The sequence below is a fragment of the Acinetobacter sp. Ver3 genome (assembly GCF_000632455.1).
Taxonomy (GTDB): domain Bacteria; phylum Pseudomonadota; class Gammaproteobacteria; order Pseudomonadales; family Moraxellaceae; genus Acinetobacter.
Genome location: NZ_JFYL01000001.1, coordinates 1 through 14,912, shown reverse-complemented (window position 1 = coordinate 14,912; position 14,912 = coordinate 1). Strand labels below are relative to the sequence as shown.

Sequence of the window (14,912 nt, the reverse complement as noted above, 5' to 3'; positions counted from 1 at the left end):
CAAATTTAATAAATCTAAAAAGTTCTATTAACACAAACTTAAATTAAGTCTAAGATTACATCATTTATCATTGCTTTGTAGAACAGTTTTGAACAAGGTTCAATAGCGATATTTGATATTATCAATGTATTTTATGCACGAATAGTCAGTTTAGAGGCTAAAATATACAGGAGTGTAACGGTGGATCAAGATGTAAATAACAATAAAGAACAGGAATTAATGGACAACTCACAACCTGCAAACTTACGTAAAACAAAGTATCAACGTAAGTCCACACTTGATTTTCGTAAATATACTAAACAAATTTGGCTTGCTGGTTTAGGTGCTTTTTCTCGCGCAGAGGAAGAAGGTAATAAAATGTTTGACTCTTTAGTCAAAGTTGGTGAAGAGCTTGAATCTAAAACGGTTGAATTTACTGATCAAACAGTAAACAAAGTTGCGGAAAAAACTAAAGAGTCTGTTACGGATAAAAAAGATAAGGTGGAAAAACTTTTAGATCACGGGGTGAGTACTTCGCTTAATCGTATTGGGCTCGTCTCAACTAAAGATGTACAACATCTTGAGAATATGATTTTAGATATTCACCAGAAATTAGATGTGCTCATTGCTGAAAATCAAGCTTTACGAGCTAAACTCGAAAAAAAATGATGGATTTAGAGATAAAACTGTAATTTTGGTATTTTTTGTCGCTTATTTTGATCAAAACAGGTCGAGCAGTATTGCGTTTCCCCCCAAAGCATTGCTATAAAGTCGTCATGGCCTTTTAAAATACAAGCCTTGGATTTTAAACAAACGATATAAGAGGACGTAATCTTCATGAATAAATCAGAATTGATTGATGCAATTGCAGAGAAAGGGGGATTGTCTAAGACTGATGCTGGTAAGGCATTGGACGCGACTATTGCTTCTATTGGCGAAGCGCTGAAAAAAGGTGACTCTGTTACTTTAGTAGGATTTGGTACTTTCAGCGTTAAAGATCGTGCTGCACGCACTGGTCGTAACCCGAAAACTGGCGAAGAATTACAAATTAAAGCAAGCAAAGTTCCTAGCTTTAAAGCTGGTAAAGGTTTAAAAGATTCTGTAGCTTAATTCTTATTAAGTCCAAAACGCGCCGACTTGGCGCGTTTTTTATTAAAAAGAAAATTTATGGCTTCATCTGATATATTCGGTTTAGATTATCAGTTAGAATCGCTTTGAAATAAAATATTGGAATACCTATGGAATCGTTTCGTAAACTCATTAAAGGGTGGCTCGGCAAAGTCCTTCTAGTATTATTTTTGACACCATTGGCATTGGTCGGTATTGAAGGCTATTTCGGTGGCGGAAACAAAGATGGGATTGCTAAAACCGTTAATGATTTAGAAATTTCTAATAAAGAGCTAGAAGTTCAAACGAAGAATTATAAAGATCAATTCTTACAAATGGTTCAAGGTGATGAATCACTTCTGAATCAATCGTATATTGAACAAATGGCTCTAGATAGTTTAATTGATCGTGCTTTATTGGTTCAGCAGGCTGAAAAGTTAGGCATCAGTTTAAGTGATGCTCAGATTGAACAAATGATTGCTCAACAGCCAAGTCTGCAGGTTGATGGTAAATTTTCACAACAAGCTTATGAAAACTATCTTCGATCAATTAATATGACGAGCCAAGGTCTAATCCAAAATTTAAGACAAGATCATGCGCTTCAAATGTTAGTTTCAAGCATTCGTGATAATTCTTTGGTAAGCCAAAGTGATATTCAGCAAATCGCAAATCTTCAAGGTGAGCAACGTACGTTATTTATGTCATCTGTAAAATTGGATGATTACAAAACGTCTTTAAAAATAACTGATGCTGAAGTCGCTGCTTATTATGAAAAACATAAAGTGCTGTTTAAGCAACCTGCCTCAGTTGATCTTGATTATGTATTGGTAACGCCTGCTATGGTAGCAAATGCCACAACAACTGTTACAGATGCAGAATTAAAACAAGCTTATGATCAATATGTAACTCAACAAAATAAAAATGCTAAAGTTGAAGTCCAACATATTTTGATTACAACAGATAATCGTACTGCGCTTGAGGCTGAAAAAATAGCCAATGATGTCTATGCAAAAATTCAATCAGGATTATCTTTTGCAGAGGCTGCTCAACAGTATTCTGAAGATTCTAGTTCCAAAGATAATGCGGGTCGAGTTGATGGTTATGAAGCCGGTGTATTCGGTGATGCTTTTGATAATGCAGTTCAAGCTTCAAAAGGTACGATTTCTAAGCCAGTAAAAACCGATTTTGGTGTACATATTATTCAAACTAAAGCTGCTCAAGTGAATGTTGCTAGTTTTGAGTCTGAAAAAGCACGTCTTGAAGCTGATTTATTAAAATCTAAAAATGCCAATGCTTATTCTGATCTAGTAAATGGTTTGAATGAGCTCGTTGTAAGTAGCGATGCTTTAGATGTAGTCCCTCAGGAATTAAAATCGGCTAAATTGGTTACTGCGAATAATGTAACTCTTGCCACTCAAAATACAGTCCTAGCGGATCCTGCTGTAAAAGCTAAGATCTTTAGTCAAGACGTAAAAAATGGTGATCGTAATGCGACCAGCAATATACAATTGGCGAATGGTGATACAGTTTGGTTGAAAGTTCGTGAATACCGTGAAGCTGGTGTTCAACCTTTATCAGTAGCTAAAGCGAAGGTTAAAGAAAAGCTGTTGAATCAAAAGGCATATGAAGCTGCTCAAGCAAAAGTTGCTGCAATGTTAAAGGATTTTAAAACACTACCTTCACAGCAGGTTTTAACTAAGCATCAGCAATCTTTCGTAAATGCTGGTGTTTTTACTCGTTCTCAAGGTCTTAAACGAGAAATTGAACGTGCTGCATTTAGTGTGCCTGCACCTAAAGCAGGAATGTGGTCTGTGACTACAGCTCAATTACCAAATGAAATGGTAATTATCGGTGTGGCTGAGGTAAATAAACCATCTATGGATTCGATTTCGGCTGAAGAAAAACAGCAGCTTGCACAGCTTTATCAAAACTATCGTGGTACACAATTACTTAAAGATTACACTGAGTATTTAAAGTCAGTTGCAAAAATCAAGTAACTCACCAGTAATTCTATCTTCATAAAAAAAGCACTTCGGTGTCTTTTTTTATTTTGCTATGATTTATTCAATTCGATTAATTCAAATAAGTATTACGATATTGGCTTGGACTGCATAGATAATGTTTTTTGAAGGCTTGACTAAATGCAGTCTCTGATGAATAACCAACTTTGTGCGCAATTTGTTGAATTGAAAGCTGGCTCAAGCGTAAAAGTTGACTGGCTAATCTTAAACGGTGTTTCTGTAAGTATGCTAATGGTGTTTCATTCACCATATTTTGAAATAAATGAGCGAATTTTGAACGCGACATAAAGCAAGTTTCTGCCAATGATTCTACAGTCCAGTTTCGTTCTGGTTGGCTGTGAATCGCTGAAAATGCAGGGCTCAGTTGTGGGTGAGTAAGTGCATTTAACCAGTTATTCTGATCTGTAAGCGTGGAAATGTAATCTCTCACGCATTCGATTAACATAATACTCACCACGTGATCCATAATCTTATGGCGACCCGGTCGGTTCATCTTGGTTTCATCAGCCACGAAATAAAGCCCGATCCTTAACCACTCCGGCTCTCTAGCATTCAGTGCATTGTTTAAATGGATATAAGTGGGTAAGGCTTGAATCAATGGTCCACCCATAATACTGTCCATATTAGATCGTATACTGAAGATGAGAGATTTCTCAGATTTATCATCTTCGTCACCGAGGATAATTTCATCATCTCTTAAACCTTTAAATAAATGATCTATTTGAGTAATGTTGACTAATCTTTGTTCTTGATGGCTATAGGCTTGATGTGACATTCCAGAAGGAATAATTGCCATATCTCCAGCTTTTAAGTGTAGCTGTTCGCCATTTTGAAATTTAAAAAAGGCTTCACCGTATAATAAAATATAGGTAATCATGGCTGTTTGATGACTTAACTCAAAAGCCCATTTACCTTGTGCTTGAAGGTAGAGATATTCCGTATTTTTGAGGTGAATATCTTCAAAAACTTGACTGAGGGCATCCATGTTTTTCGTATATTCCCTATACGCTTACAATTGCTGAATCTTAACATGTGTAAAGATTTCTATAATGTATTTTATCTTCAAAATCGTTGTGGAAATACGACTCAATAGCTTTTTTGGACGATTACGACTGTATTTGAAATTTGAAATGACCAAAGATAAAAATAAGAAATAGAAAAGGAAAATTGCAAGTGAATGCAAAGGTAAAAGTTGAAGAGTTATTGAGTCAGAACCCGATAGCGCAAGGCTTACAACTGGATAAGAAGCGTTACTTATGGTTGCTTAGTCCAGCACTGCCTGTATTAGGGATGGGCTTTTTGGCTGGATATCAATACGGACCTAAAGCAACTAAAAAATTGTTTGCATTAGGTGGACCTTTATTATTACACGTAATTATTCCCACCATTGATGCTTTGGTCGGTACTGATGAGAATAATCCGAGTGATGAGCAGATCAAAAAATTAGTCAGTGATCCTTACTATGATCGTATAGTAAAAATGTTTGTTCCTTTACAATATGCAGCCAATTTTTTTGCTGGATACGTGGTCTCTCGTAAAGAAACCCCATTGTTGGATCAGTTGTTGATTGGTTGTACTATGGGGTTGATCAACGGTATTGGTGTGAATACTGCCCATGAACTATGCCATCGTCCAAAGCGTGCAGATCATTATTGGTCACACGTGACACTAGCACCACTTGGATACAATCATTTCCGTATTGAGCACCCATATGGGCATCATAAACGTGCTGCTACTCCAGAAGATCCAGCGACCTCTAAGATGGGTGAGACCTTTTATGAGTTTCTTCCAAGAACCATTAGCGGTGGCTTGAAGTCGGCAATACAGATTGAGAAACATCGATTAAATCGTAAAGGTGAATCGTTCTTTTCACTGAAAAATGAACTATTTCACGGCGCAGCCATTAGTGCAACTTTTCACGCAACGATGCTAAAACTGTATGGTAAGAAAATTTTACCATTCTTAGCCATTCAGTCACTTTATGGTGTGACTTTATTCGAAATGGTCAACTATCTTGAGCACTACGGCTTATTGCGAGAGAAGAAAGAAGATGGAAGTTATTCGCGTACTATGCCTGAACATAGTTGGAATAATAATAACATCACAACCAATCTATTCTTATACCAGTTGCAGCGCCATTCGGATCATCATGCTTATCCGACACGACCATTCCAAGCATTGAGAAACTTTGAAGAAGCGCCAGTGTTGCCAAGTGGATATGCGACGATGTTGATCCCAGTTTTAATACCTAAGTTATGGTTTAAAATTATGGATAAGCGCGTATTTGACCATTATGGTGGCGATTTAAATAAAGCCAATATTCATCCTAAACGACGAGCAAAAATTTTTAAAAAATTTGGTGTTATTGATAAATTATTGGGCTAACCCTCAAAAATAAAAAAACCGACCATGGGTCGGTTTTTTTATAATACTTTTAACATGCGTATTTCGCATGCATCACTATGTCCAGTATTTCCTAATGGGTGTTGTAGATGTTGAAAACCTAATTTTTCATATAATTTTACAGCCTGCCAGAGAGATGCTGTGGTTTCGAGATAAATTTGCGTGTAACCCTGATCTCGTGCAAATTGGATACATTTTTCTAGAATTTGTTTTGCAAAACCCAAACCTCGTATTGAGGGCATAAAATACATTTTTTGTATCTCTAGGGTGTTTTCGTGGCCCAGCAAAGGTGCAATGCCCCCACCACCAAAGACCTCGTGTTGGTCATTGCTAATAACCCAATATATGGAGTGAGGTTTTGTATAAACGTCATAGAGTTGATCTAGAATTGGATCTGCTACTGCGAAGCCTGATTCAGCAGCGAGAGCAAACTCCACTGAGACTTCACGAATGATTTTTGCAATATGGGGATTATCTTGGAGTTGAATAGTTCGAATAAAGTACATAATCGATGAAACTTAGTAAATCTTCACAGAGTATATCTAAGTTTCATCGGAGTTGAGTTTAATTCAACGTGATTTATTTCAATTCGCTTGATGATTTTCCAAGTTCACGGCGCGCAACAATAAGCTGTTGAATTTGTTGTGTACCCTCGAAGATATCTAGTATTTTGGAGTCACGCGCCCATTTTTCCAACAACTCATCTTCGGTATAGCCAACACTTGCAGCAAGTTCGACACACTTCAATGTAATTTCATTACAAATTCGTCCAGCTTTCGCTTTTGCAATTGAAGCTTCACGCGAGTTAGGCTTTTTATTGTCAGCCATCCATGCAGCTTTTAGGGTTAATAAACGAGCAGCTTCCCATTCTGCTTCCATACGATAAATCTGAGCTGCAATATTTGAGGATTGAAGGTAGGGGGTGGCATATTCAGCATCTAGTTGGTCTTTAAAAATTTCCTTGATACGCTCTAAAGACGCTTTAGAGCACCCAACTGCCATTGCGGCCACAAGAGGGCGTGTATTATCAAAAGTTTCCATGACGCCAGCGAAACCTTTTGCAACATCGATTTCAGCATTGCCTAATAAATTTGCAGCAGGGACACGACAATCGATAAAGCGAATGACAGCAGTATCTGAAGCTTTAATTCCGAGTTTATGTTCAAGACGTTCAACGGTCATGCCAGGCGTGCCTTTAGGAACAACAAATGATTTGATTGCTGCACGCCCAAGTTTTTTATCGAGTGTTGCCCAAACCACGACTGAATCAGCTCGTTCACCAGAAGTGACGAAAATTTTCTCGCCATTTAAAATATAATCATCACCATCTTTAGTCGCTGTGGTGCGTATTGCTGCAGAATCAGATCCACAGCCTGGCTCGGTAATTGCCATCGCAGCCCAAGTTCCTTTGAAGCGTTCAAGTTGCTCTTCATTGGCTACAGCAGCAATTGCAGAGTTACCTAATCCTTGGCGAGGCATGGTAAGTAATAAACCAGTATCGCCATAACACATCTCAATTACACCCAAAGCAGTAGACATGTTCACGCCATTTTTGTTGCCTTGAGTCGTATCTCCACGTTTATTGACGGCAGCGCCAGCATTCATGCCATCGCCACCTTCATTCATACCATCCAATAGGGATGCTAACATGTCGAGTTCTTTGGGATAAGCATGTTCAGCTTTATCATATTTGCGTGAAATAGGGCGAAGCACGTTTAACGCTGTCTGATGAGCTTGATCAACAAGCATTTTAAATTTTTTCGGATTCTCTAAATTCATCATCTTTGTCCTTAAATTTTTATTATTTGATTAAGCATGTAAACCAGAATGCATAATGGCAGTAGCACGCAAATCCCGATACCAACGTTCAACTGGATGTTCTTTGGTAAAGCCATGTCCACCTAAGAGTTGTACGCCATCAGTGCCAATTTTCATTGATTTTTCTGCACACAAAATTCGTGCTAAGTATGCTTCACGATGGAAACTTAAACCTGATTCTGCGCGGCTTGCAGCATTCAAAACCAACATTTTCATAGCATCAATTTCAATAGCCATATCCGCGATCATAAATGCAACACTTTGACGGTGGGATATTGGTTCACCAAATGCGGTGCGTTCATTGGCATACTGAATGCAATATTGTTTAACCGCTTGGCATGTACCCACTGCCATTGCACACCACATTAAATTGCCCAGATCAATGAACGCTGAATAATCAAAATCTTGCTCATTTAGTTTAAATGCTGGTGTGTTGTTAAATTTTAGGCTCACAGATTGGGTTGCTTTAAGCCCCATTGCTGGATTTGCTTTATATGAAATCGTTTCATTTCGCTCAACAATGAAAACCTGAGCTGTTCCATCTAAATCTGCGGAAACCAATAAAAGATCTGCCTGCTCACCTAGAATAACGATAGTTTTTTCACCATTAATGACAAAATGATCGCCTTGGCGTGTCGCTTTTGTTTTTAATTGGAAAGGGTTGAAAGCAGGTGTATTTTCCTGAACAGCAAAAGTTGCAAATAGATCATCTTGTTCGCTAAATGCCGACAAATACTTATTTTGAATCTCTGCTGAACCCCACTGTGTAATTGCATTAATGACTGAGAACGAGGAGAGTAATGTAGCTGTTAATGAGAAGTCACCTTGTGCAAGTTGCTCTGCGATCAGCACATTTGTAACCACATTCTTTTCTGAAGCAACGCCGCCGTATTGTTCAGGCAATGCATAATAATTGACACCTAAATCTTTAAATTGAGCCCATAAGTTTTCTGGAAAAGTAGCTTGGTGGTCGGCTGTATGTGCTAGGGGGTAGAGAACTTCATGAGCAAATTGTTGCATCGCATCAACAGTCATCTGTTGTTCTTCAGAAAGGCTGAGATCAAATAACCCTTTTTGCTGATTGGATAGACGTTGAGTCGGAGTATTGGATTTTTGTTTAAAAATTTTCTGTGTAGAGCCCAAGGTTTTAAATCCAGCCTTAGAACCTTGATAAAGCGAGCGTTCGATAATTTTTCTTAGTTTTAATTGATCGATTAAATCACTGCCTGCGAGCTTAGTGATCAAGGCTAAGCCTAAACCTTGCGCTTTGTTTGCGATATCATTCATTGTTGTAAATTCCCTGATGGTTTTTTATACAACAAGATCGTGACATGTGTTTAGTGAAATGACTATGTCGAAAATGACTAGCTTAAAAGACTTTTTTGACCAAACAGATAAATGGTAATTCAATAGGTATTTTAATGAAATTTAAGATATATTCTTTTTAGTAATTAAATTTTTTATTTAATAAATTGACCATAGTGACACGATAGATCACTATGGTCTTAGTTCATTAAATATATGATTGGATCATTTTACGTACATTTGTTTTTGCTTCGATCACAGTCATGAATGTATATGCACCTATGAACTTACGACTGATGAACATAAATTCTTTTGGTGGAACTGAAAAATAGCGCGATGCCATCGACTTGGATGCTCGTTGCATCACACGGCTATGCAGGTGGCTTTGTTTCCAATCATAGCGCTGCTGTTCATCCATAATGCCTGTTGGTAGGTCTGGATTATTGCTATAAGTACTAAAAGCTTCAGTAGCTAGAAGGAACACTTTTGCCATGTCAGGTTTAATGCTTAATGGCATTGCATCGAAAAACTCATAACCTGTCATAGCATTGACCATGGCTTGAGCATCATGATGATAGCCCGCGGTAATTAAATTACGAGCTACCTTGAGGAGTTGATCATCAAATTGACGGATCGCACCGAAGTCTAAAAGAATGATTTTATCTTCAATTTGCGCGCCGTCACCTAAGCGTACTAGGTAGTTACCAAAGTTAGGATCAGTCTGCATCTCGCCCCATTCAAATACTTCACGAACGGCAATTTCAAGCGATGCTTCACCTAATTTGTTGCGACGTTCCTGAGGGAGTGAAAGCATGACTGGGCTATTAATCGGAACACCACGCTCAAAAGTCATACAAAGCACTTGATCTGTACAATATTGATCAATAATTTGTGGAACAACATAACGCGGATCATCTTTTAAACGCGCTCTAAAACGACGTGTTGTTTCAGCTTCAATTTTGTAATTTACTTCACGGTGCATCATTTCGCGAACCTCATCAAACCATTGATCAAATTCACGAGTTTGAGGAACCATGCGTGTAAGTTTGAGCATGTTCTTAAACAAGCTCATATCTGAGTCAATTGCGCTTGCTACACCGGGATATTGAACTTTGAGCACCAATTCAAGACCATCAGACTTACGTGTTGCACGGTGAACCTGTGCTAATGATGCGGTGCCTAAAGGCTCATGATCAATGGTGAGATCATCGAGTTTAGAGCCAAGTTGGTTGCGCAGTTGCTCATGGATCGCAGGCCACGCGAGGGCAACGGTCTGATTATTTAAAGTGTTTAAAGCTTGCGTGATCTCTTCAGGTAGAAAATGCTCACCATATAACGCCATCATTTGACCAATTTTGACGATAGAGCCTTTTAATTTACCGATTTCAGCAACGAGATAGTCAGCTTGTTCTTTCATCGCTTGTTTACGTTTTTTTCTTTTTCTTCTTCGCTTGAAAAAATAGAACTCGCACTTGAAGCAGCCCAGCGTGTGCCAGCCAGTAGAGAAGCTTTCGCAATCGAAAGACGGCGATCCATTGAAGAAGTTTTTAATTGTTTAAGCTTTTCATTCTGATCTGACATGAAGTTTAGGTCCTTTAAGCGAATCGCGCAGAGAAATCATTGTATTGAATATTACATGTTATGAACGTATTAAAATAGTTCAAGTATTTCAATATCAGGTGTATAAATGGTCAATTTATTCAAACTGAAATAGCCTAAGCTTTTTAAAGTCGATATTTAACTGGGAGTTGAGCTCGATTAGACAGAGACACGCGATACTCAGAGATGAATAACTTCATTAAGTTGACAACAGTTTCATGAATAAATCCAAGGGCATATGCTTTGATAATAATGACGCTAGGTAAGCTGAAGACAAAATATTTAACATCATCCAAACTTGGATTTTCAAAAACTTGATGATCCATCAAAAATTGCTTAAGAAATTGTTTTTCTGTTGTGACACGAGGGGAAGAATCATCACTCCAGTAATTTTGACGCATTGCCATTAAATTATTGTGTTTATAACTCATACTTTAACTTTTGAAATTCACTTTAACTTTTATTAGTTTGAGTCTAAATTTTCTTTTTCAAGTCTGGTGAGCTTTTCGAGAGACAAAAAAAAGCAGGCAAAGCCCGCTTTTTTTTAACAGTTAATTAAACTGCTACGATGTCAACAGCGTTAGGACCTTTAGGACCTTGAGTTACGCTGAATTCAACTTGTTGGCCTTCAGCCAAAGTTTTAAAGCCTGAACCTTTGATTTCGCTAAAGTGAGCAAAAACGTCAGGACCGTTTTCTTGTTGGATGAAACCGAAACCTTTAGTTTCGTTGAACCATTTAACTGTACCTTTAACAGTATTAGACATAATAGGAATCCTAATAAAACTTTAATGTTATGAGTTTGAACTCAATGATGTAACTTGGAAAAAAAATGAAACTTAAAATCTGAAACCAAACGTAGGATTATGACTAACACTGCGAAATAAAAGATTTAATGAAACAACATAAATTTTCTAGTTGGCTTCGAGTATACACGATTATTTTCAATATCGTTAGTTTTAATCAACTTTCTCGCTATTTTAAAACCTGAATGAGTAGACCTTATTCAATGGATAATTCTAACTATTCAAATTTTCAATACAAATTTGCCGAATAACACGGATAGAACTTTTTATTAATAGGATAAAACAAGGTATCATAGACCGTTTTTAAAAAATTGACCTTGGAGACGCCTTAAGTGGATCGACCGACTATTAGCCCTGAACATCTACAGGAAGCCGCTGAAAACTTAACAACTATTCGAGATTTTATTCGTTTTGGAGTTACAGCATTACGTCAATACGATGCACACTTAGGTCAAGGTACTGAAGATTATTTTGCTGAAAGTTCTGCTTTAGTTTTACAAACTTTGTCACTAGACTGGAATGCCGATGCTGAGATTTTAGACTCAAAATTGCTGCCAAGCGAAGTTGCGGAATTCTTGAGTTTACTCGAACGTCGTATCAATGACCGTGTTCCTACTTCATATTTATTAAATCTTGCTTATTTCTTTGGTAAACCATTTTATGTAGATGAGCGTGTACTGATTCCACGCTCACCAATCGTTGAGCTGATTGAAAATCGTTTTGCACCTTATTGTTTGACTGAAAATGGTGAAATGGGTGAAGCGGTCAATAATTTGCCAGTGAATCCAAATCCTAAAACTCCACAGCGTATTTTGGATATGTGTACTGGCTCTGGTTGTATCGCAATTGCTTTGGCATATGCATTCCCTGATTCTGAAGTCGATGCTACTGATATTTCAAAAGAAGCCCTTGAAGTTGCACAAATCAACTGTGAGCATCACAATAAACAGTATCAAGTCGCTTTATTGGAATCTGATCTTTTCGCTAAAATACCTGCCGAAAATCAATATGATTTAATTGTTTCTAATCCGCCGTATGTCGATGCTGAAGATATGGCAGATTTACCAGATGAGTTTCATCACGAGCCAGAATTGGCATTGGCAGCGGGTCAAGATGGTTTGGATCTTGTGCGTAAAATGCTGGCTCAAGCCGCAGACTATTTAACTGAAGATGGTTTAATCGTCATTGAAGTGGGCAACTCAGAATGGGCGATGAAGCAAAACTTTAATACTGTTGATTTCTACTGGTTGCAATTCCAACGTGGTGGATCAGGTATTTTTGCACTGACTGCAGCACAATGCCGTCAATATCGTGATTTATTCATTCAATCTGTTCAAGTTTAAAGGAGTTGTTGAACATGGCTGGCAATAGTATTGGACAATTGTTCCGTGTAACAACTTGTGGTGAATCTCACGGTGTTGGTTTGATGGCGATTGTAGATGGAGTTCCACCAGGTCTGAAGTTATCAGCTGAGGACTTACAAATAGACTTAGATCGTCGTAAACCAGGTACCTCTAAATTTGCAACACAACGCAAAGAACCAGATGAAGTTGAAATTATTTCAGGTGTGTTCGAAGGTAAAACCACTGGGACATCCATTGGTCTTTTAATTCGTAATACAGACCAAAAATCTAAAGATTACGGTAATATCGCACAAACTTTCCGTCCAGGTCATGCAGACTATACTTATACACAAAAGTATGGTTTTCGTGATTACCGTGGTGGTGGTCGCTCAAGCGCACGTGAAACAGCGATGCGTGTTGCAGCGGGTGCAATTGCTAAAAAATTCTTATTTGAAAAGTTTGGTATTGAAATCCGAGGGCATGTAACACAAATCGGAACTGAAAAAACAGAAAAACTAGATTGGAATGAAGTGCCGAATAATCCATTCTTTTGTGGTGATGTTGATGCCGTACCACGCTTTGAAGCACTTGTGACATCATTGCGTGAAAAAGGAACAAGCTGTGGAGCACGACTTGAAATTATTGCTTCTAAAGTACCCGTAGGCTGGGGAGAACCTGTTTTCGACCGTTTAGATGCTGATATCGCTCATGCGATGATGTCAATTAATGCGGTTAAAGGTGTAGAGATTGGTGATGGTTTTGGCGTGGCTGAACAATTTGGTCATGAAACACGTGATGAACTGACAACTGATGGCTTCTTAGCGAATCACGCTGGTGGTATATTAGGTGGTATCTCAAGTGGTCAAGATATTCGTGTATCAATTGCACTAAAACCTACTGCTTCTATTACCACACCAGGCAAAACGATTACCATTAATCGTGAAGATACGGATGTTCTTACTAAAGGTCGTCACGATCCTTGTGTGGGTGTTCGTGCGACACCAATCGCTGAAGCGATGCTTGCAATCGTGTTAATGGATCACTTTATGCGTCATCGTGCCCAAAATGCCGACGTTGTTGCGCCATTTGAGCCAATTTAACCAAAGTAAAAAAGCGTATGATGTAAAAAGCCAGATGATTGATCTGGCTTTTTAATATAATTTTAAAATTGCAATTGAACGTTTTATGGGGAATTCAATTGAAAATAAGGATATTGGTAGGGGCGATGGTCTTATGCGGATTATCGTATAGTTATGCGAATGGCTTAACACAATCTCAGTTTGATATTGAAGTGAAGTCAATTTATAACGAAATTGAAGCGAGTCAAATTCGATTACATCAATCGGTCGATAGTAAGCAGAATATTTCGTTGATCATTCAAAGAGCTTGTGAATATGCAGATGCATTATATGCTTTAGAGCGAATAGCACAAAAGAATATTCATATGGCTAAAGCAAAAGAAGAAGCATTATTTGCAAAAAAAATGAGAAATTCTTTTGAGTTATCATTCCAAGATTTAGGAACAAGTTATCAAAAAAGTTGTAAGCCTTAAAAAAAAGCCAGTTCAACGAACTGGCTTTTTAGTGAATAATTCATTTATTCGATAGTTTGACCTGTATAACCTTTGATAAATGTTAAGTAAGCAGAAGACTTCTGACCGTCAGCTTGCAGGATGGGACGAGTCACTTCGCCGTTAGCTGTCACGATTTTTAGATCAATTTGTTTTGCGTCTCTAAATGAGTTTAAAAAACTTACAGGAACGACAATAAAATTAGATGAATTCGTTACACCAGCTGCAGTTGCATATTGGGTTGGTTGAATTGTTGAATAGACATAAGGCTGACCATCAACAATAAAGTTCAATTGTTTTATATCGTGCTGTATAGTGTCATTTACATCTGCAGTTATTTTAAAACCATTACGCTTTTCATCATTCCAACGGAGTGCAAGCTCAGGGCAAATTTCATCAGTAGCACAGATGAGAGGTCCTTTGGTTACAACACGTTCTGGATAACTTCCTGCACAACCTGTTAATACAACCAATGCTGAAATAAGCGCTAGTTTGATTTTCATGATTTTACCTATTGTCTTGTTTATTATAACTGTGTACACAATTTGTTAAATCTAACGAAAAATTCTAAAAAATGAAATGCCTAGCAGTCTAATAACACGTTGCAGTTTTGTATCGATGATTAAAAAAAGACCCATAGTGGGTCTTTTTTTTACTTTTGCTTAAATTGTTGGTAGCCACTTTTAAATGTTTGATAGGCAAATGATGCATGCCCATCTTTTAAAATGCTATGCGTAATAGCACCTTGATCTGTCACTACAGCAATATCGATAGATTTAGACTGATCAAACATAACGACAAAATTCATTGGTACATCAATGTAATTTGAAGAGTTAATGAGATCGGAATTGTTGACTGATCGTGTATTGGTTTGAGTTAAAGTTGTGTAAGGATAAGTTTGACCATCTAGCGTGAAAATCACTTGCTTGATATCAAAAGATTTTCGATCAAATAGATTGGTAA

14 protein-coding genes and 2 pseudogenes are annotated in these 14,912 nt (G+C 37.7%); 7 read left to right on the top strand and 9 right to left on the bottom strand.

Annotated features, from left to right (window positions below; translation table 11 throughout):
• The first annotated feature begins 219 nt into the window (after nucleotides 1-219).
• From CL42_RS00080 to CL42_RS00070, 3 genes are all read left to right on the top strand, one after another.
• The gene (locus CL42_RS00080; RefSeq protein ID WP_035263849.1) at nucleotides 220-648 is read left to right on the top strand and encodes a phasin family protein; all 429 of its coding nucleotides are present in this window, start codon (nucleotides 220-222) and stop codon (nucleotides 646-648) included.
• Between the two features lie 168 nt (nucleotides 649-816).
• Entirely contained in the window at nucleotides 817-1,089 is a 273-nt protein-coding gene (locus CL42_RS00075; RefSeq protein ID WP_035263613.1) for an HU family DNA-binding protein, read from the top strand.
• A gap of 128 nt (nucleotides 1,090-1,217) precedes the next feature.
• Nucleotides 1,218-3,083, top strand: coding sequence for a SurA N-terminal domain-containing protein (locus tag CL42_RS00070; RefSeq protein ID WP_035263611.1), 1,866 nt, complete (start codon nucleotides 1,218-1,220; stop codon nucleotides 3,081-3,083).
• A 76-nt stretch (nucleotides 3,084-3,159) separates the two neighbouring features.
• Here the strand turns inward: CL42_RS00070 and CL42_RS00065 are convergent, their stop codons facing one another.
• Nucleotides 3,160-4,092: an AraC family transcriptional regulator gene (locus tag CL42_RS00065; protein WP_035263609.1), complete on the bottom strand. Its 933-nt coding sequence runs from the start codon at nucleotides 4,090-4,092 to the stop codon at nucleotides 3,160-3,162.
• A gap of 188 nt (nucleotides 4,093-4,280) precedes the next feature.
• Between CL42_RS00065 and CL42_RS00060 the strand changes: the two genes are divergently transcribed.
• A complete protein-coding gene (locus CL42_RS00060; protein WP_035263607.1) occupies nucleotides 4,281-5,492 on the top strand; it encodes an alkane 1-monooxygenase in 1,212 nt (403 codons plus the stop codon).
• Nucleotides 5,493-5,530: 38 nt separating this feature from the next.
• On the opposite strand, the gene CL42_RS00055 is transcribed toward CL42_RS00060, so the two are convergent.
• From CL42_RS00055 to CL42_RS00030, 6 genes and pseudogenes are all read right to left on the bottom strand, one after another.
• A complete protein-coding gene (locus CL42_RS00055; RefSeq protein WP_035263605.1) occupies nucleotides 5,531-6,016 on the bottom strand; it encodes a GNAT family N-acetyltransferase in 486 nt (161 codons plus the stop codon).
• 73 nt (nucleotides 6,017-6,089) lie between these two features.
• Nucleotides 6,090-7,289, bottom strand: a complete 1,200-nt coding sequence (locus CL42_RS00050) for an acyl-CoA dehydrogenase family protein (RefSeq protein WP_035263603.1) — start codon at nucleotides 7,287-7,289, stop codon at nucleotides 6,090-6,092.
• 30 nt (nucleotides 7,290-7,319) lie between these two features.
• Complete coding sequence (locus CL42_RS00045; protein ID WP_035263601.1) at nucleotides 7,320-8,615, bottom strand: acyl-CoA dehydrogenase family protein; 1,296 nt, start codon at nucleotides 8,613-8,615, stop codon at nucleotides 7,320-7,322.
• 226 nt (nucleotides 8,616-8,841) lie between these two features.
• Nucleotides 8,842-10,214, bottom strand: a pseudogene (locus CL42_RS00040) (ABC1 kinase family protein).
• 143 nt (nucleotides 10,215-10,357) lie between these two features.
• On the bottom strand, nucleotides 10,358-10,663 hold the full coding sequence (locus tag CL42_RS00035; protein ID WP_035263599.1) for a hypothetical protein: 306 nt from the start codon (nucleotides 10,661-10,663) through the stop codon (nucleotides 10,358-10,360).
• A 124-nt stretch (nucleotides 10,664-10,787) separates the two neighbouring features.
• Entirely contained in the window at nucleotides 10,788-10,997 is a 210-nt protein-coding gene (locus tag CL42_RS00030) for a cold-shock protein (protein ID WP_035263597.1), read from the bottom strand.
• Between the two features lie 371 nt (nucleotides 10,998-11,368).
• Here CL42_RS00030 and prmB point away from each other — a divergent pair, with 371 nt between their 5' ends.
• From prmB to CL42_RS16415, 3 genes are all read left to right on the top strand, one after another.
• Entirely contained in the window at nucleotides 11,369-12,379 is a 1,011-nt protein-coding gene (gene prmB, locus CL42_RS00025) for a 50S ribosomal protein L3 N(5)-glutamine methyltransferase (protein WP_035263595.1), read from the top strand.
• 14 nt (nucleotides 12,380-12,393) lie between these two features.
• Nucleotides 12,394-13,479 carry a chorismate synthase gene (aroC, locus tag CL42_RS00020; protein WP_035263593.1) on the top strand — a complete coding sequence of 362 codons (1,086 nt, stop codon included), beginning with the start codon at nucleotides 12,394-12,396 and terminating at the stop codon, nucleotides 13,477-13,479.
• A 98-nt stretch (nucleotides 13,480-13,577) separates the two neighbouring features.
• Nucleotides 13,578-13,931 carry a hypothetical protein gene (locus tag CL42_RS16415; protein ID WP_155756931.1) on the top strand — a complete coding sequence of 118 codons (354 nt, stop codon included), beginning with the start codon at nucleotides 13,578-13,580 and terminating at the stop codon, nucleotides 13,929-13,931.
• Nucleotides 13,932-13,975: 44 nt separating this feature from the next.
• On the opposite strand, the gene CL42_RS00010 is transcribed toward CL42_RS16415, so the two are convergent.
• Nucleotides 13,976-14,452 carry a hypothetical protein gene (locus tag CL42_RS00010; RefSeq protein WP_035263591.1) on the bottom strand — a complete coding sequence of 159 codons (477 nt, stop codon included), beginning with the start codon at nucleotides 14,450-14,452 and terminating at the stop codon, nucleotides 13,976-13,978.
• A 149-nt stretch (nucleotides 14,453-14,601) separates the two neighbouring features.
• Nucleotides 14,602-14,912, bottom strand: a pseudogene (locus tag CL42_RS17175) (hypothetical protein); the annotation flags it as partial.

Bases quoted from the DNA above. Each gene is read 5' to 3' on its own strand.
- CL42_RS00030 (WP_035263597.1), bottom strand. From the start codon at position 10,997: ATGTCTAATACTGTTAAAGGTACAGTTAAATGGTTCAACGAAACTAAA.
- CL42_RS00065 (WP_035263609.1), bottom strand. From the start codon at position 4,092: ATGGATGCCCTCAGTCAAGTTTTTGAAGATATTCACCTCAAAAATACG.
- CL42_RS00055 (WP_035263605.1), bottom strand. From the start codon at position 6,016: ATGTACTTTATTCGAACTATTCAACTCCAAGATAATCCCCATATTGCA.
- CL42_RS00050 (WP_035263603.1), bottom strand. From the start codon at position 7,289: ATGAATTTAGAGAATCCGAAAAAATTTAAAATGCTTGTTGATCAAGCT.
- CL42_RS00080 (WP_035263849.1), top strand. From the start codon at position 220: ATGGACAACTCACAACCTGCAAACTTACGTAAAACAAAGTATCAACGT.
- CL42_RS00070 (WP_035263611.1), top strand. From the start codon at position 1,218: ATGGAATCGTTTCGTAAACTCATTAAAGGGTGGCTCGGCAAAGTCCTT.
- CL42_RS00075 (WP_035263613.1), top strand. From the start codon at position 817: ATGAATAAATCAGAATTGATTGATGCAATTGCAGAGAAAGGGGGATTG.
- CL42_RS00045 (WP_035263601.1), bottom strand. From the start codon at position 8,615: ATGAATGATATCGCAAACAAAGCGCAAGGTTTAGGCTTAGCCTTGATC.
- aroC (WP_035263593.1), top strand. From the start codon at position 12,394: ATGGCTGGCAATAGTATTGGACAATTGTTCCGTGTAACAACTTGTGGT.
- CL42_RS00010 (WP_035263591.1), bottom strand. From the start codon at position 14,452: ATGAAAATCAAACTAGCGCTTATTTCAGCATTGGTTGTATTAACAGGT.
- CL42_RS00035 (WP_035263599.1), bottom strand. From the start codon at position 10,663: ATGAGTTATAAACACAATAATTTAATGGCAATGCGTCAAAATTACTGG.